Annotated in this window: 12 protein-coding genes and 2 riboswitches; of the genes, 7 read left to right on the top strand and 5 right to left on the bottom strand. The window is 70.1% G+C overall.

Annotated features, from left to right (window positions below; genetic code table 11):
- Positions 1 to 10: 10 nt before the first annotated feature.
- The 4 genes from nadC to JOD63_RS04640 are packed head-to-tail and all read right to left on the bottom strand — an operon-like array spanning position 11 to position 4,791.
- On the bottom strand, positions 11 to 868 hold the full coding sequence (nadC, locus tag JOD63_RS04620; RefSeq protein ID WP_045275757.1) for a carboxylating nicotinate-nucleotide diphosphorylase: 858 nt from the start codon (positions 866 to 868) through the stop codon (positions 11 to 13).
- Positions 862 to 2,697 carry an L-aspartate oxidase gene (locus JOD63_RS04630; RefSeq protein WP_084613527.1) on the bottom strand — a complete coding sequence of 612 codons (1,836 nt, stop codon included), beginning with the start codon at positions 2,695 to 2,697 and terminating at the stop codon, positions 862 to 864. Before JOD63_RS04630 ends, nadC begins: the two co-directional genes overlap by 7 nt.
- Positions 2,694 to 4,043, bottom strand: a complete 1,350-nt coding sequence (nadA, locus tag JOD63_RS04635) for a quinolinate synthase NadA (RefSeq protein ID WP_045275758.1) — start codon at positions 4,041 to 4,043, stop codon at positions 2,694 to 2,696. The genes JOD63_RS04630 and nadA overlap by 4 nt, the downstream gene beginning before the upstream one ends.
- Before the next feature lie 22 nt (positions 4,044 to 4,065).
- Positions 4,066 to 4,791, bottom strand: coding sequence for an NUDIX hydrolase (locus JOD63_RS04640; protein WP_084613532.1), 726 nt, complete (start codon positions 4,789 to 4,791; stop codon positions 4,066 to 4,068).
- Between the two features lie 185 nt (positions 4,792 to 4,976).
- On the opposite strand from JOD63_RS04640, the gene JOD63_RS04645 reads away from it, so the two are divergent.
- The 4 genes from JOD63_RS04645 to gcvP all read left to right on the top strand — a co-directional run bounded on the left by JOD63_RS04645 (position 4,977) and on the right by gcvP (position 10,962).
- On the top strand, positions 4,977 to 6,149 hold the full coding sequence (locus tag JOD63_RS04645) for a MarP family serine protease (RefSeq protein ID WP_045275759.1): 1,173 nt from the start codon (positions 4,977 to 4,979) through the stop codon (positions 6,147 to 6,149).
- A gap of 45 nt (positions 6,150 to 6,194) precedes the next feature.
- Positions 6,195 to 6,286, top strand: a riboswitch (glycine riboswitch).
- A 1-nt stretch (position 6,287) separates the two neighbouring features.
- Positions 6,288 to 6,399: riboswitch (glycine riboswitch) on the top strand.
- Positions 6,400 to 6,449: 50 nt separating this feature from the next.
- The gene (locus JOD63_RS04650; protein ID WP_045275760.1) at positions 6,450 to 7,649 is read left to right on the top strand and encodes a glycine cleavage system aminomethyltransferase GcvT; all 1,200 of its coding nucleotides are present in this window, start codon (positions 6,450 to 6,452) and stop codon (positions 7,647 to 7,649) included.
- A 47-nt stretch (positions 7,650 to 7,696) separates the two neighbouring features.
- Positions 7,697 to 8,080 (top strand): glycine cleavage system protein GcvH, encoded by a 384-nt coding sequence (gcvH, locus tag JOD63_RS04655; protein ID WP_045275761.1) that lies wholly within the window; start codon positions 7,697 to 7,699, stop codon positions 8,078 to 8,080.
- Between the two features lie 53 nt (positions 8,081 to 8,133).
- On the top strand, positions 8,134 to 10,962 hold the full coding sequence (gene gcvP / locus JOD63_RS04660; RefSeq protein WP_245244256.1) for an aminomethyl-transferring glycine dehydrogenase: 2,829 nt from the start codon (positions 8,134 to 8,136) through the stop codon (positions 10,960 to 10,962).
- 24 nt (positions 10,963 to 10,986) lie between these two features.
- Here the strand turns inward: gcvP and JOD63_RS04665 are convergent, their stop codons facing one another.
- The gene (locus tag JOD63_RS04665) at positions 10,987 to 11,802 is read right to left on the bottom strand and encodes a CPBP family intramembrane glutamic endopeptidase (protein WP_245617991.1); all 816 of its coding nucleotides are present in this window, start codon (positions 11,800 to 11,802) and stop codon (positions 10,987 to 10,989) included.
- Positions 11,803 to 11,980: 178 nt separating this feature from the next.
- On the opposite strand from JOD63_RS04665, the gene JOD63_RS04670 reads away from it, so the two are divergent.
- The 3 genes from JOD63_RS04670 to JOD63_RS04680 all read left to right on the top strand — a co-directional run bounded on the left by JOD63_RS04670 (position 11,981) and on the right by JOD63_RS04680 (position 16,843).
- Positions 11,981 to 13,846 carry an ABC transporter family substrate-binding protein gene (locus JOD63_RS04670; RefSeq protein ID WP_045275763.1) on the top strand — a complete coding sequence of 622 codons (1,866 nt, stop codon included), beginning with the start codon at positions 11,981 to 11,983 and terminating at the stop codon, positions 13,844 to 13,846.
- A 218-nt stretch (positions 13,847 to 14,064) separates the two neighbouring features.
- Positions 14,065 to 15,609 carry an ABC transporter permease gene (locus JOD63_RS04675; protein WP_045275764.1) on the top strand — a complete coding sequence of 515 codons (1,545 nt, stop codon included), beginning with the start codon at positions 14,065 to 14,067 and terminating at the stop codon, positions 15,607 to 15,609.
- 1 nt (position 15,610) lies between these two features.
- A complete protein-coding gene (locus tag JOD63_RS04680; RefSeq protein WP_084613528.1) occupies positions 15,611 to 16,843 on the top strand; it encodes an ABC transporter permease in 1,233 nt (410 codons plus the stop codon).
- The last annotated feature ends 1 nt before the right edge of the window (position 16,844 follow it).

Consider the following 16,844-nt stretch of genomic DNA (forward strand, 5'->3'; position numbering starts at 1 on the left):
CGTCCCGTGGTCAGGACGCGTCGATGCGCACGTCGAGTCCCAGGTCGAGGGCCCGGGCGGAGTGGGTGAGGGCGCCCACCGAGATGACGTCGACGCCGGTCTCGGCGATCGCGCGCACGGTGTCGAGGTTCACCCCGCCGGATGCCTCCACCGTCGCCCGACCGGCGACCTGGGCGACGCCGGTGCGCAGGTCGGCGAGCGAGAAGTTGTCGAGCATGATCGTGCCGATGCCCGCGGCGAGCACCGGCTCGATCTGCTCGAGTCGGTCGATCTCGACCTCGATGTGGGTGGTGTGGGGGAGGCGGTCCTTCGCCGCGCGGAGCGCGTCGGTGATGGAGGCGCCGCCCCGCGTGAGCACCGCGAGGTGGTTGTCCTTCGCCATGACTGCGTCCGACAGCGTTGCGCGATGGTTGCGCCCGCCCCCGTCGCGCACGGCCTGCCGCTCGAACGCACGCAGCCCGGGCGTGGTCTTGCGCGTGTCGGCGATGCGTGCCGATGTGTGCCCGACCTCGGCGACGAAGCGCGCGGTGAGCGTCGCGATGCCCGACATGCGCTGCGCGAAGTTCAGGCCGATGCGCTCGGCAGTGAGCACGGCTCGCGCGGGGCCCGACACCACCGCGAGCACGGCGCCGGGCTCGAACCGGTCGCCGTCTGCGACGACGAGGCGCACGTCGATGGCCGGATCGGTCAGGCGGAACGCGGCGGCGAACACCGCCCCGCCGCTGAAGACGCCGGACTCGCGTGCCACGAGGTCGGCGCTCGCGAGCGCATCTTCTGGGATGAGGTACTCGCTCGTGATGTCGCCCCACGGGGCGTCCTCTTCGAGGGCTGCGCCGACGACGCGCTCGATGACGGTGGGGGTCAGCATGCGATGGCCTCTCGGGTGTCGGCTGCCGGGACGGGTGCAGCGGACGGATCGTCGGAGCGGAAGTGCGCACCCACCGACCCTCGCCGGGCGCGGGCTGCGGCGACGAGCGCCGCCGCCACGAGCAGCAGGTTCTCGTCCTCGAAGTCGTGTTCGCTGTGCGGCGCGCGGGCTTCGCCCTGCCAGCCGGCGATGACGGACGCCGCGTGCGCGAGTCCCGATTCGTCTCTGACGAGCCCGGCGTGCTCCCACAGCAGATCCTGCAGGGCGCGGCGGGAGAACGCGGGGGCGCGTTTCGTCTCGCTGCGCTCGCTCAACGACCGCGTGGGGGTGCCCTGCTCGCTCAACGACCGTGTGGGGGTGCTCTGCTCGCTCGACGACCGTGTGGGGGTGCTCTGCTCGCTCGACGACCGTGTGGGGGTGCTCTGCTCGCTCGACGACCGTGTGGGGGTGCTCTGCTCGCTCGACGACCGTGTGGGGGTGCTCTGCTCGCTCGACGACCGTGTGGGGGTGCTCTGCTCGCTCAGCGACCGAGTGGGGGTGCCCTGGTCGCTCGACGACCGCGTGGGGGTGCCGGGCGCGTTCGACGAGGGCGGTGCCGCGGGTGCGATCCACGCGCCCGACGCGGCGTCGGCGGCGATCGCGTCGCCCGCCCGCGCCCCGAACACCGCGCCCTCGAGCAGCGAGTTCGAGGCGAGGCGGTTGGCCCCGTGCACGCCGGTGCGCGCCGTCTCGCCGACGGCGTAGAGCCCCGGCAGGGTGGTGCGTCCGTCGAGATCGGTGACGACCCCGCCCATCAGGTAATGCGCCGCGGGCGTCACCGGCACCGGCTCGAGGGCCCAGTCGAGTCCGCGGTCGTGCACCGCGGCGTCGATCGTGGGGAAGCGGCGGGCGAGGAACGCGGCGCGCTCGGCGGCATCGGTCGAGTGCAGGTGTGTCGCGTCGAGGCGCACGGGCCGGCCGCCCTGCTCGATCATGCGGCGGGCGATGGCGCGTGCCACGACGTCGCGGGGGGCGAGTTCTCCGTCGGGGTGGTCGTCGAACGCGAAGCGCCTGCCGTCGTCGTCGATCAGGGTGGCGCCCTCACCGCGCACGGCCTCCGACACGAGGAACGAGTCGCCCACGGCGAGCACCGTGGGGTGGAACTGGAAGAACTCGAGGTCTGCCACCGCGGCGCCCGCGCGCATCGCGGCGGCGATGCCGTCGCCCGTGGCGACCTCGGGATTCGTGGAGTGGGAGTAGAGCTCGCCGGCGCCGCCCGTGGCGAGCACCACCGCGTCGGCGTCGAGGCGCACGCGACGGCCGGGCGCCGCGGCGGTCTCGCCGACGATCAGATCGACGCCGCCCACGCGCCCGGCGTCCGTCACCAGGCCGACGAGGAACGCGTGCTCGACCACGTCGACCCTGCTGGCGCGCAGCGCCGCCACGAGGGCGCGCTCGATCACGGTGCCGGTCGCGTCGCCGCCCGCGTGCAGGATGCGGGGGTAGGAGTGCGCAGCCTCGAGCCCCTTGACGAAGGCGCCCGCGCCGTCGCGGTCGAATGCGACGCCGAGTGCGATGAGCTCGCGGATGCGGTCGGGTCCCTCGTCGACGAGCACCTGCACCGCCGCGGGATCGCTGAGGCCCGCTCCGGCGACGAGGGTGTCGCGCACGTGATCTGCGGCGCGGTCGTCGTCGAACATCACGCCCGCGATGCCGCCCTGGGCGAAGCGGGTGTTCGCGTGCTCGAGCACGTCCTTCGTCACGAGCGTCACGCGGCAGCCGCGCTCGACGGCGTGGAGGGCGACGGTGAGCCCTGCGATGCCCGAGCCGACCACGACGGCGTGCGTCATGCCCGCTTCCCCGTGGTCTCGACGCGGCCCGCCGGCGGCTTGGCGGCGAGCATCCGCTCGAGCGCGAGGCGCCCCGGCTCGGCGACGTCGGCGGGCACCTCGATGCGGTTGACGACCTCGCCGGCGACGAGGCTCTCGAGCACCCACGCGAGGTAGCCGGGGTGGATGCGGTACATCGTGGAGCACGGGCAGACCACGGGGTCGAGGCAGAAGATCTCGTGCTGCGGATGCTGCGCCGCCAGGCGCTGCACGAGGTTGACCTCGGTGCCGATGGCGAACGTCGTCGGCTCGGTGGCGCCCTCGATCGCCTTGCGGATGTAGTCGGTGGACCCCGCCTCGTCGGCGGCGTCGACGACCTCCATGGGGCACTCGGGGTGCACGATGACGCGCACACCGGGGTGCTCGGCGCGGGCCTTGTCGATCTGCTCGACGCTGAAGCGGCGGTGCACCGAGCAGAAGCCGTGCCAGAGGATCACGCGGGCGTCGTCGAGCGTGTCGGCATCCGAGCCGCCGAAGGGCTTCCGGGGGTTCCACATCGGCATCTGCTCGAGCGGCACGCCCATCGCCTTGGCCGTGTTGCGGCCGAGGTGCTGGTCGGGGAAGAACAGCACGCGACGACCGCGCTCGAAGGCCCACTCGAGCACCGTGCGGGCGTTCGACGACGTGCAGACGATGCCGCCGTGCCGGCCGACGAAGCCCTTGATGTCGGCAGACGAGTTCATGTAGGTCACGGGGATGACGGGCACGAGGCCGTCGGCGTCCTTCGCGTCCATATCGCCGTACACGTCGGCGAGCTGCTCCCAGCACTCCTCGACCTGGTCGATGTCGGCCATGTCGGCCATCGAGCAGCCGGCGGCGAGGTTCGGGAGGATCACCGCCTGCTCGGGCCGCGAGAGCAGGTCGGCAGTCTCGGCCATGAAGTGCACGCCGCAGAACACGATCGCCTCCGCGTCGGGGTGCTCGAGCGCCGCATTCGCGAGCTGGAACGAGTCGCCCACGTAGTCGGCGTGACGCACGACCTCCTCGCGCTGGTAGAAGTGGCCGAGCACGACGACGCGCTCGCCTAGCGTCTGCTTCGCGGCCCGGATACGTGCGTCCAGCTCGTCCTCGCCCGCCTCGCGGTACTCGCGCGGAAGCTCGCCCTGCCGGGGCGACCCGGTGGGGATGACGTCGCCCATCGACGACCCGGGGCCGTACCCGGGTCGTGTGTCGAAGTCCCACGGGCCGGCGGCGAGGTCGGTGTTGCAGGTCTCGCCGGTCGTCGACCCGGCGACGATGGCCTGGATCGCGTGGTCGACGGACGCGTCGACCGGACGGGGCTGAAGGGCGATGTTCACAGCGGACATGTCGGGCTCGATTCGTGCGGGGTCAATGGCGTCCGCCGAGCGGGCCGCGGTCGGCGAGCTCGGCTTCCTGGTTGTCGCGGTACAGTCGCGCGGGGCGATGACTGCCCGTGCGGAAGCGGTCGGTGGGGATGAGGGTGCCGGAGTTCTCGACCTGGCGTCGGAAGTTGGCGGGGTCGAGCCGCCTGCCGAGGATCGACTCGTACACCTCGCGCAGCTCGGCGAGGGTGAACTCATCGCCGAGCAAGCCGTGCGCGATGCGGCTGTAGCCGACCTTGTTGCGCAGGCGCCAGAGGGCGTAGTCGACGATCCCGTTGTGGTCGAAGGCCAGGGGAGGAAGGTCTGCCGCGTCGAACCAGGCGACGTTCTCGACGTCGTCGACGATCTCGTCGGGACGGATGAGCGCCCAATACACGATCGACACGACCCGCGTGGGGGAGCGGTCGACGGCTCCGAAGGCGTACAGCTGCTCGAGATAGCTGGGCGCCAGGCCGGTCGTCTCGGCGAGGGTTCGGGATGCCGCGCCGTCGAGGTCTTCGGCGATGTCGAGCCAGCCGCCCGGGAGTGCCCAGAGGCCTTGGTGGGGATCGCGCGTGCGTCTGACGAGGGGGATGGCGACCTGAACCCGATCGGTGCCCGCCACGCGACGCAGCGTGAAGATCACCGTCGAAACCGCGACGCGCGTGACGTCGTCGCCGGCGCCGGACGTGCCGGACGGGGCGAGGGCGGGTGCATCGCTGGTTCTTGTCATCATGACCTTTACTGTCGCCATCATCTTAGTGTCACTGTGACACGAAGGGCAAACCCGGCCGTCACGCGCCGCACGCGGAGACGTTCGGCGCCGTCCCAGGAAGCGGACAATAAAGTTGGGCATCCCGGAAGCGACGCGACCGGCCGAGACCCGCCACCTGACCGAGACCGACCGAGGAGAGCGCCGTGATCGTCGTCGACGTGATCCTGATCGCGCTCCTCATCCTCGCCCTCGCCGCTGGCGGGTCGCGCGGGTTCGTCGGCAGCCTCGGCCTGATCGTCGGCCTCGTGCTCGGCGGAGCCGCCGCCTTCTGGCTCATCCCGATCGTCAACGACGCGCTCCCGCTCCCCGAATGGCGGCCGATCGTCGTCCTCATCGGCATCCTCGTCCTCCTGATCGGCGGCGCTTCCCTGGGTGCGGCAGTCGGCGACGCCCTGCGCCGCGGAGTCGAGCGCACGCCGCTGCGCGTCGTCGACCGGATCCTCGGCGCGGTCGTCGGCGTGGTCGCCGCGGCGCTGTCGATGGCGCTCGTCGGCGCGAGTCTCGCGACGGTCGGCATGCCCGTGATCTCGTCGGCGATCGCATCCTCGCGCGTCCTCGGCGCCATCGACGCGCTGACGCCGGAGCCCGTCGATCGCGCGCTCGCCGAGGTGCGCGGTGTCGTGCTCGACGCGGGCCTTCCGGCCCTCGGCGATCTGCTGGGAACCGCCGAGACGCCGGTGCTCGCCACGGTCGACCTCGATGATCCCGAGCTCGCGGCGGCCGCGGCATCCGTCGCCCGTGTCTCGGGCACCGCGTACGCGTGCGGCACCAGCTCGACCGGCAGCGGCTTCGTGATCGCCGCCGACCGCATCGTCACGAACGCCCACGTCGTCGCCGGTGTCGACGCCCCCGTCGTCGAGCTCCCCGGGCTGGAGGCGCGCGAGGGACGGATCGTGTACTTCGACCCGATCGACGACCTCGCCGTGATCGCCGTGGACCGGCTGGGCGCCGGCGCTCTCGACCTCGCTCCCACCGCCGCAGCGGGCACCCCCGCCGCGGTGCAGGGGTATCCGCTCGGCGGACCGTTCACGATGGTCCCGGCCGGCGTGGTGTCGGTCGGCTCGGCGTCGGTCCCCGACATCTACGACTCCTCCATGGCGTTCCGCGAGATCTACGCCCTCCAGGCGGAGATCCGCCCCGGCAACTCGGGCGGGCCGCTCCTCACCGGCGACGGCGAGGTGATCGGGCTCGTGTTCGCCCGGTCGGAGGACGACCCCGAGCGCGGATACGCGATGACGATGGCCGAGCTCGACCCGGTGATCGATCAGGCAGCCGGCCTCCGCACCGCCGTCTCGACGGGCGACTGCACCGGCTGACGGGCCTCGGCCGGTATGCTGGCGGGGCAACCGAATATCCGGCCAGTGACCCGTGCGGGAGAGCCTCGACCACGTCGAGCACCGAAGGAGCAAGCCTCCCCGCCAATCTCTCAGGTACCGCGTACCGCACGGGAAGGCCGACTCTGGAAAGCGATCCGCCGCGAGCGGCGGGTCCGCCGACGGTGAAAGCACCTCCGCCCTTGACTCAGCGGGCGGGATGCGAAACTCTCAGGCCCATGACAGAGGGGGAGTTCTCCGGCGTCAGCAGACGTCCGACCGATCATCGACGGGAGAACTCTCATGGCTGAACCCACCACGCCTGAGCTTCGCACCACCGCCCTGCACGCCCAGCACACCGCTCTCGGCGCCTCCTTCACCGACTTCGGCGGCTGGCTGATGCCGGTGCGCTACACGTCCGACCTCGCCGAGCATCACGCCGTGCGCACCGCCGCCGGGCTGTTCGACATCTCGCACATGGCGGAGTTCGTCGTCACCGGGCCGGACGCCGCAGGGTTCCTCGACCACGCGCTCGCCGGGGCCATCTCGCCGATGCGAATCGGCAAGGCGAAGTACTCGCTGGTGCTGGCGGACTCGGGCGGCATCGTCGACGACGTGATCGTGTACCGACTGGGGGAGGAGCGCTTCCTGGTGATCGCGAACGCGGGAAACCGGGATGCCGTCGCCCAGGCCTTCGCGGAGCGGTCCGAGGACTTCGCCGCCCCGACCTCGCTCGATGAGCTGCCCGCGGGCGATTTCGCGTTCGTCGCCGGGTCACCGCGTGCCCTCGTCGAAGACATCACCGATCGGATGTCGCTGATCGCCGTGCAGGGGCCGCAGGCGCGCGCGATCATCGAGTCCGTGGCATCCGTCGCCGGTGTCACCCCGGCGCTCGCCGACCTCGGGTACTACGCGTGGGCCACGGGCACGTTCGGCGATGACGGACTGTTCGTCGCCCGCACCGGATACACCGGTGAGGACGGGTTCGAGCTGCTCATCGCGAACCACGCCGCGGAGTCGCTGTGGAACGCGCTGCTCGAAGCCGGCGAGCCGTTCGGTCTCGTGCCTGCCGGTCTCGCCGCGCGCGACACGCTCCGGCTCGAGGCGGGCATGCCGCTCTACGGCCACGAGCTCTCGCTCGACATGGTTCCCGCGCAGGCGGGCCTCGGCCGCGTCGTCGCCGTCGACAAGGCCGACTTCGTCGGCAAGTCGGGGCTCGCCGCCGTCGTCGCCTCGGCCGCCCCCGTGCTCGTCGGTCTCTCCGCCGAGGGGCGTCGCGCGGGTCGCGCCGGGTACGCCGTCTTCGACGGAGAGGGTCCGGATGCCGCACAGGTGGGCGAGATCACCTCGGGCGCGCTCAGCCCGACCCTGGGGCATCCGATCGCCATGGCCTTCGTCTCTCCCGCGGTGTCGGCCGTCGACACCGTGCTCTACCTCGACGTGCGCGGCACCCGCATCCCCGCGACCGTCACCGCACTGCCCTTCTACCGCCGCGCCCAGTGACCGGCACCGCCGCTTCTCCCGCTCATCCCACCCCACCGGAGGAAACCGTGACCGACCTCAACTCCCTCAAGTACACCGCCGAGCACGAATGGGTCTCCTTCGACGGCGACATCGCGACCGTCGGAATCACCGACTACGCCGCCGACAAGCTCGGCGACGTCGTCTTCGTCGAGCTGCCGGCCGCCGGCAGCACCGTCACCGCAGCCACCGTGGTCGGCGAGATCGAGTCGACCAAGTCGGTCGGCGAGCTCTACGCACCGCTCACCGGCGAGGTCGTCGAGGCCAACGACGCCGTGGTCGACGACCCGTCGCTGGTCAACTCGGCGCCGTTCGCCGAGGGCTGGCTCGTGAAGATCCGCGTCGACTCCGCCGAGGTCGACGGTCTCATGGACCGCGCCGCGTACGTGGCGCTCACGGGCGGCGACGCGTGACCGGGGCCTTCGCGAAGCGCCACATCGGCGTCGACGACGCCGCGCGGCGCACCATGCTCGACGCTCTCGGCTACACCGACGTCGACAGCCTGGTGAAGGCCGCGGTGCCGGCATCCATCCACGTCGTCGCGCGCTCGACTAGCGACATCCCGCCGGCGGCGACCGAGGCCGAGGCGCTCGCCGAGCTCCGCGCCCTGGCGTCGCAGAACCGGGCCGCCCGGCCCATGATCGGCCTCGGCTACTACGACACCTTCACGCCGTCGGTGATCGCGCGCAACGTGCTCGAGAACCCGTCGTGGTACACCGCCTACACGCCGTATCAGCCGGAGATCTCGCAGGGCCGCCTCGAGGCGCTGATCAACTTCCAGACGATGGTGACCGACCTCACCGGGCTCGCCACGGCGAACGCGTCGATGCTCGACGAGTCGACGGCGGTCGTCGAGGGGATGCTGGTGGCCCGGCGTGCCTCGAAGTCGACGTCGAACGTGTTCCTGGTCGACCCCGATGCGCTGCCGCAGACGAAGGCTCTGCTCGAGCACCGGGCCGCCGCCGTCGGCATCGAGCTGGTCGAGCTCGCCGACGGCCACGATGCTGTCGAGGCGTTCGGCGCATTCGTGCAGTACCCCGGCGCGTCGGGACGCATCCGCGACTTCTCCGGTGTCGCCGCGGCGCTCCACGAGCAGGGCGGCCTGGTGGTCGCCGCCGCCGACCTCCTCGCGCTGACGCTGCTGCGCTCGCCCGGCTCGCTCGGCGCCGACGTCGCCGTGGGCACCACGCAGCGCTTCGGCGTGCCGCTCGGCTTCGGCGGCCCGCACGCGGGCTACATGGCGGTGCGCGCCGGCCTCGAGCGCCAGCTGCCCGGACGCCTCGTGGGCGTCTCGCAGGACGCCGACGGCCACCCCGCCTACCGGCTGTCGCTGCAGACCCGCGAGCAGCACATCCGCCGCGAGAAGGCCACGTCGAACATCTGCACCGCTCAGGTGCTCCTCGCCGTCATGGCCGCGATGTACGCGGTGTACCACGGCCCCGACGGCCTGCGCGCGATCGCGACCGAGGTCGCGCAGAAGGCCGAGGCGCTCGCCGGGCGGCTGCGCTCGTACGGGCTCACCCTTCAGCACGACGCGTTCTTCGACACGATCCGCGTGAGCGTGCCCGGGTCCGCCCGGCGTGTGGTCGAGCGAGCCCGCGAGCGCGGCTACCAGGTTCTCCAGGTCTCCGACGCCGTTGTGGGCGTCTCGGTCGACGAGACCACCACCGCCGATGACCTCGCCGCCGTCGCCTGGGCCTTCGGGCTTCCCGAGGTCGAGTTCGTCGGTGGCGGCGAACAGGGGGAGCGCGCGGTGCAGTTCGCCGAGGCATCCGCACTCGCCGGCGTCGACGCGTCGCTCCACCGGGTCGAGGAGTTCCTCACCCACCCGGTGTTCAACTCGCACCGCTCCGAGACGGCGATGATGCGCTACCTCAAGCAGCTCGCCGACCGCGACTACGCGCTCGACCGCGGCATGATCCCGCTCGGATCGTGCACGATGAAGCTCAACGCCGCCACCGAGATGGCTGCGGTGTCATGGCCGGAGTTCTCGCGCGTGCACCCGTTCGCCCCCGAGGCCGACGTGCACGGGTACCTCGCCATGATCGAGCAGCTCGAGGTGTGGCTCGCCGAGGTGACGGGGTACGACGCGGTGTCGCTGCAGCCGAACGCCGGCTCGCAGGGCGAGCTCGCCGGTCTCATGGCCATCCGCGGCTACCACCGTGCGAACGGCGACCTGCAGCGCGACGTGTGCCTCATCCCGTCGTCGGCGCACGGCACGAACGCCGCCTCGGCGGTGCTCGCCGGCATGCGGGTCGTGGTCGTCGCGTGCGACGAGGCCGGCAACGTCGACCTCGACGACCTGCGCGCGAAGATCGGCGTCCACGCCGACGCGCTCTCGGCGCTGATGATCACCTACCCGTCGACGCACGGAGTGTACGAGCACGACGTGCTCGAGATCACCCAGGCCGTGCACGATGCCGGCGGGCAGGTCTACGTCGACGGCGCGAACCTCAACGCGCTGCTCGGCTACGCCCGCTTCGGCGACCTCGGCGGCGACGTCTCGCACCTGAACCTGCACAAGACGTTCGCGATCCCGCACGGCGGCGGCGGACCGGGCGTCGGTCCGGTCGCGGCCAAGGCCCACCTCGCGCCATTCCTCCCCGGGCATCCGCTCGCTCAGCGCGCCGACCACGCCGGTGGCGTGTTCGACGCCGCGGGGCCGATCTCGGCCGCGCCGTACGGATCGGCGGGCATCCTCCCCATCTCGTGGGCGTACGTGCGGATGATGGGCCTCGACGGGCTCCGCGAGGCGACAGCCGCGGCGGTGCTGTCGGCGAACTACATCGCGTTCCGCCTCAAGGACCACTACCCGGTGCTGTACGCCGGTGAGGGCGGGCTCGTCGCGCACGAGTGCATCCTCGACCTGCGACCGCTGCGCGAGGCCACGGGTGTGACGGTCGACGACGTGGCCAAGCGGCTCATCGACTACGGCTTCCACGCTCCGACGATGTCGTTCCCGGTGGCGGGCACGCTCATGGTCGAGCCGACCGAGTCGGAGGACCTCGGCGAGATCGAGCGGTTCATCGAGGCCATGATCGCGATCAAGGTCGAAGCCGACGCGGTGGCCGCGGGGGAGTGGGCCGCCGACGACAATCCGCTCGTGAATGCGCCGCACACCGCGGCGTCGGTGATCGAGGGCGAGTGGGAGCACCCGTACCCGCGGTCGACGGCGGTCTACCCGGTGCACTCCCTGGTGCGCACGAAGTACTGGCCGCCGGTGCGCCGGATCGACCAGGCGTACGGCGACCGCAACCTCGTGTGCTCCTGCCCCCCGCCCGAGGCCTTCGCCTGACCGGCCGTCACGCCGACCCCCACGTCACGGCGTGGGGGTCGGCGTCGGCGTGGGCGTCGGGGCGGGGGCGAACACGCCGGGCCAGAGCGCGGCGGCCAGCGGGTAGCCGATGAACGCGACGATGTCGATCAGTGCGTGCGCGATCACGAGGGGCATCACCCGGCCCCAGCGGCGATAGCACCAGCCGAACACCACCCCCATCGCGAAGTTGCCGATGATCGGACCGAAGCCCTGGTAGGCGTGGTAGGCCGCGCGCAGTCCCGCGGTCGACAGGATGATCGTCCACCAGCCCCACCCGAGCCGGCGGAGGCGGTCGAACAGGTACCCGATGAAGATGACCTCCTCCGTGAGTCCGGCCCGGAGCGCCGCGAGGAGCAGAAGGGGAACCGTGAACCAGGAGGGGTCGAGCGGCGAGGCGTCGACCTGCACCGTGATGCCGAGCGCCCGACCTCCGGCATACAGGGCGAGGCCGGGCACGCCGATCACGACGAGCAGCAGCGCCGCCTTGCCGAGGTCGCCGAGCGGATGACGGAAGTCGAGCCCGATCCGGCGGAACGCAGACGAGCCCGGCTCCCACAGCAGCCAGAGTGCCAGGGCCACGGCGACGAGTCCGAAGCCCACCGCGAGGAACTGGTAGAGCACATCCCAGAAGGCCTGCGCGTCCGCTGACGGGTTGAGCGCGGTCGACTGATCCCCGAGCGACTGCTCCCGGGTGAGCGCCTGAACGAGGGCGAGTACGGAGTACAGGGCGGAGCGTCCGACCGACAGGGCGAGGAGGATGCCGATCTCCCACCACAGGCGCGTGCGAGCCGCGCGATCGAGCACGGGGCGATCTGGCACATTCAGATCCGGCGAAGCATCCACGTTGTCAGATTGTCACACGCACGTCGCTTCGAGTTAAGGATATGTAACGGTTTGTCGATCCGGTTTGGAATGGACGCTACCCGTGCTTAGTGTGTCCGTGTCCGTGTCCAGAGCTCCCACAGGCTGGACACTTAACCCTTGCACAGGAGGAAATGTGAAGATCGCACGTCTTACGGCGGGCGTGGGGATCGTGGCAGTGGGCGCAATCGTGCTCGCCGGCTGCGGGAACCCCTACGAATCCGAAGTCGTGGAAGGCACGGAGATCACGGTTGCGTACAACTCCGGGTTCTTCCACTTCAACGACGACAGCGGCGCCGGCAACAACACTGCCAACGGCAACGTCAAGTACATGACCGACACCGGTTTCTCGTACTACAACAACACGCCCGAGCTCGTGCACAACGAGGACTTCGGCTCGTTCGAGAAGGTTTCGGACGACCCGCTGACCGTCGAGTACACCATCACGGCTGACGCCGTGTGGTCCGACGGAGTGCCGATCGACGAGGCCGACATGCTCCTGCAGTGGGCTGCCATCTCGGGCAATGTCACCGACGCGTTCGCGCCGGCCGCCACCACCGGCTACGCGCTGGTCACCGAGACCCCCGAGATCGACGACAAGAAGATCACGCTCGTCTACTCGGAGCCGTACGTGGACTGGGAGCTCGTCGGCCCGCTCGGCGTCTCGGCTCACGGCACCTACGCGCTCGCCTTCCCGGACGAGTACGCCGATGTGCAGGCCGCCTACGACACCTACGTCGGCTCGGACGAAGAGGATGACCTCACCGCCTACCAGGACGCCGCCAAGGAGTTCGCCGAGACCGCCAAGGAGAAGGTCGTCACCGCCATCCAGGACGGCGACGAAGAGGTCCTCTCCGCTCTCGGTGAGGCGTGGAACACCGCTTACGGTTACACCACCCTGCCCGACAGCCCGGCTGCCGCGCTGACCAGCGGTGCGTACGTCATCGACGACATCGTCGAGGACCAGTACATCACCCTGGCCGCCAACCCGCTGTTCACCTGGGGCCCGTCGCCCAAGTTCGAGAAGATCACGGTTCGCACGATCACCGACTCGACCACGGCGCTGCAGGCTCTCGAGGCCGGTGAGCTCGACATCTGGACCGGTCAGCCGACCGCCGACATCCTCGCTCTCGCGAACGAGATCGACACCGCAACCGTGCAGACCGCCGTCCAGGCTTCGCACGAGCACGTCGACCTCACGGTCAACAACGGCGGCCCGTTCGACCCGGCCACCTACGGTGGCGACGAGGCCAAGGCTCTCGCCGTCCGCCAGGCGTTCCTGAAGACGGTCCCGCGCCAGGAGATCGTCGACAAGATCATCAAGCCGCTGCAGGCTGACGCCGAGGTGCGCAACACCCACCTCGTCAGCCCCGCCGACACCGAGCGCTACCCGGTGCTGTCGGAGGCCAACGGCTCGGCCGACTACGCCGAGGTCGACATCGACGGCGCCAAGGCGCTGCTCGCCGAGGCCGGCGTGTCCGGTCCGGTCGAGGTCGGCTTCTGGTACCCCGAGGGCAACGTCCGTCGTGGTCAGGAGTTCGAGCTGATCGCCGCTTCGGCTGCACTCGCCGGCTTCACGCTGGTCGACGAGAGCGAGCCCGACTGGCTGTTCACGGACCCCGCCGCGGTTCCGATCAACAACCACGACGCCACGCTGTTCGCCTGGTCGCAGACCAGCCTCGCAGTCGGTGGATCCGACCAGATCTACGCCTGCTACAGCGACCCGCTCCAGAAGGGCGGCAACTACAACGGCTACTGCGACGAGGACGTCACCGCGACGCTTCTCGAGCTGAACAAGACGTCGGACTTCGACGCTCAGACCGACCTGCTCGAGCAGGCCGAGACGGGCATCTGGGCTGACGCCGTGTCGCTGCCGATCTTCCAGTTCCCGGGTCTGCTCGTCTCGAGCGACCAGGTCAGCGAGGTCAAGTCGATGCCGCTGAGCCCGGACTACTTCTGGAACTACTGGGAGTGGACCCCGGTGGAGGCCGCTGCCGAGTAATCCTTACTCGGTCGACCTCTCCTGAGGGAGCGGCCCAGCCGCTCCCTCAGGACGACACCGAACCGACTGTGGGCGCCGTGGTGACCCCCGGCGCCCACAGTCACGTCGTCACGCGGACAGCCATACCTGTCCGTACATCGGCGTAGTAGCTTGAGCACACCGCTCCCGATCGGAACGAACTCCATGAGCAATCTGAACTCCCCGCGTGGAGGCCGGCGATGCTGACCTTCATCCTGAGGCGTCTGGGCGCGACCCTTCTGGTCCTGCTCGTCGCCTCATTCGTCGTGTACACGCTGACAGCGATCACGTCCGACCCGCTGAACGACCTGAGGGGGTCGAGCGCCCCCAACCGTGAGGAGCTCATCGCCTTCCGAACGGCTCAGCTCGGCCTCGACCAGCCGATCGTCGTCCGCTACTTCTCATGGCTCGCGGGGGCGTCGAAGTGCCTCGTGCCCTTCGTCCTGGAGTGCGATCTCGGAACCGCGTTCACGCGCAGCTATCAGCCGGTGACGGATGCCGTCGGCGCAGCAGCGTCGTCGACGATCCAGCTCGTCACCGCCGCGACCATCGTCGCCATCATCTTCGGCATCACGATCGGCATCCTGACCGCTCTGCGTCAGTACAGCGGCTTCGACTACACCGTCACGTTCCTCACGTTCATCGTGTACTCGCTCCCGATCTTCTGGGTCGCGGTGCTCCTCAAGGAGTACGGTGCGATCCGCTTCAACGAATTCCTGAGCGACCCCGTCGTCACGGTGCCTGCCGTGCTCATCACCGGCCTCGTCTGGGGAATCATCGTGATGAGCATCCTCGGCGGCAGTTGGAAGAAGCGCCTCATCGCCTTCGCCTCGGCGTTCGTCGCCACCGGCGGACTGCTCTTCCTCCTCGGCGCCACCGGCTGGTTCTCGGACCCGCGCATCGGCATCATCGGCGTCGCGATCACCGGCATCGGCGCCGCGATCGGCGTCACGGCGCTGTCGACCGGCCTCGCCAACCGCCGGGCGCTATACGCATCGCTCATCACCGTCGGCATCTGGCTGGCGCTGTACCAGCCGCTGCAGTACCTCTTCTTCTACGTCCCCACTGCATGGATGCTCCTCGGCGTCGGTGTCGTCGGCATCGCGTTCGCGATCGGGGTCGGCATCCTCGTCGGCGGCGACGGCAAGAAGGAGACGGCGCGCACCGCCGCGATCGTCAGCTTCATCACGTTCTTCGTGATCGTCGTCGACCGTGTCATGCTCGTGTACACGGACTACGTCGACCGCATCCCGCAGTCGGGCGTCATCGCGACCATCGGATCGCGCACGCCGGGTCTGCAGGGCGACATGTGGTTCGAGATCCTCGACGGCTTCGCGCACCTCGTCCTCCCGACGATCGCGCTGGCGCTGGTGTCGATCGCGGCCTACACGCGCTACTCGCGGGCGAGCCTGCTCGAGGTGATGAACCAGGACTACGTGCGCACCGCGCGGGCGAAGGGCCTCACCGAGCGCACCGTCGTGATGCGCCACTCGATGCGCAACGCGCTCATCCCGATCGCGACGATCATCGCGTTCGACATCGGTGCGCTCATCGGCGGCGCGGTCATCACCGAGACGATCTTCGCCTGGAAGGGCATGGGTGCACTCTTCGTCGACGGCCTCGAACTCGGTGACGTCAACCTCGTCATGGGCTTCTTCGTCGTCACGGGCATCCTCGCCGTCATCTTCAACCTCGTCGCGGACCTGCTGTACTCCGCACTCGACCCCAGGATCCGGGTGAGCTGACATGGCGACCACAATCCCCACAGACGCGCCGCAGGAAGACCGCGGCAGCGAGCAGAGCATCGAGCAGAAGGCGATCGCCGGCCTCAGCCAGGGCGCCCTCGTGCGCCGCCGGTTCCTGCGCCACCGCGGAGCGATGATCTCGCTCGTCGTGCTCGTCATCGTGATCGTGCTGGCCTTCACCTCGGTCGGCACCGTCGTCGGCGGCACGGGCAAGCTCACGGCGCTGTCCGACGGCACGCTGAGCATCGACGGCTACCGCATCCCGGGCTGGTGGCCCCTCAACTGGTGGACCAGCTACCCGATCGTCAACGGCGGTCAGCCCACGCTGACGCTGTGGCCGTTCAGCCTCGGCGAGCACCCGTTCGGTCAGGACACCCTGGGCAAGGACATCTTCGCCCAGGTCATGCGCGGCACCCAGCAGTCGCTGACGGTCATGTTCCTCGTCGGCGTCCTGTCGCTGGTGATGGGCACCCTCGTCGGTGCGCTCTCGGGCTTCTTCCGCGGCTGGACCGACTCGCTCCTCATGCGCTTCACCGACGTGATCATCATTATCCCGATCATCGTCATCGGCTCGATCTTCGGAAAGCTGTTCGGCGGCAACGCCATCGTGTTCGGCGTCTTCCTGGGTCTCCTCAGCTGGACGGGCCTCGCGCGTCTGGTCCGCGGTGACTTCCTGGCGCTGCGCGAACGCGAGTTCGTGGATGCCGCGCGCGTGGCCGGCGCCAGCAGCGGGCGGATCATCTTCCGGCACATCCTGCCGAACGCGGTCGGCGTCATCATCGTCAACACCACGCTCCTCATGAGCGCCGCGGTTCTGACCGAGGCGGCGCTGAGCTTCATCGGGTTCGGCATCACGCCCCCCGACGTGTCGCTCGGCCAGATCATCAGCGAGTACCGCGAGGCGTTCCGCACGCGGCCGTGGCTGTTCTGGTGGCCGGGTCTGTTCATCGTCATCCTGGCGCTGTGCATCAACTTCATCGGCGACGGTCTGCGCGATGCGTTCGACCCGCGCCAGCAGCGCACGGTGGGCCGCAAGGCGCAGCGCGCGGTGGCGGCGATCCCGTCGGTGCAGGCCGTGCAGATGGCCGACGTCCCGACGTCGTTCGACGACCCGGAGCTGCCGGACGCGTACCTCGAGGAGTCGGAGTCGCGCGCTGCGCGCGACGAGGACCCCGCCACGCGCCCCGACAGCGGCTTCGACGACGACGACACGCCCCAGGGCGGCCGGGCGTGAG

The organism is Microbacterium terrae, from assembly GCF_017831975.1.
GTDB lineage: Bacteria > Actinomycetota > Actinomycetes > Actinomycetales > Microbacteriaceae > Microbacterium > Microbacterium terrae.

What these genes read in the sequence shown, in the direction of transcription:
- gcvP (WP_245244256.1), top strand. Translation starts at nt 8,134, where the DNA reads ATGCTCGACGCTCTCGGCTACACCGACGTCGACAGCCTGGTGAAGGCC.
- nadC (WP_045275757.1), bottom strand. Translation starts at nt 868, where the DNA reads ATGCTGACCCCCACCGTCATCGAGCGCGTCGTCGGCGCAGCCCTCGAA.
- nadA (WP_045275758.1), bottom strand. Translation starts at nt 4,043, where the DNA reads ATGTCCGCTGTGAACATCGCCCTTCAGCCCCGTCCGGTCGACGCGTCC.
- JOD63_RS04630 (WP_084613527.1), bottom strand. Translation starts at nt 2,697, where the DNA reads ATGACGCACGCCGTCGTGGTCGGCTCGGGCATCGCAGGGCTCACCGTC.
- JOD63_RS04650 (WP_045275760.1), top strand. Translation starts at nt 6,450, where the DNA reads ATGGCTGAACCCACCACGCCTGAGCTTCGCACCACCGCCCTGCACGCC.
- JOD63_RS04680 (WP_084613528.1), top strand. Translation starts at nt 15,611, where the DNA reads ATGGCGACCACAATCCCCACAGACGCGCCGCAGGAAGACCGCGGCAGC.
- JOD63_RS04675 (WP_045275764.1), top strand. Translation starts at nt 14,065, where the DNA reads ATGCTGACCTTCATCCTGAGGCGTCTGGGCGCGACCCTTCTGGTCCTG.
- JOD63_RS04640 (WP_084613532.1), bottom strand. Translation starts at nt 4,791, where the DNA reads ATGACAAGAACCAGCGATGCACCCGCCCTCGCCCCGTCCGGCACGTCC.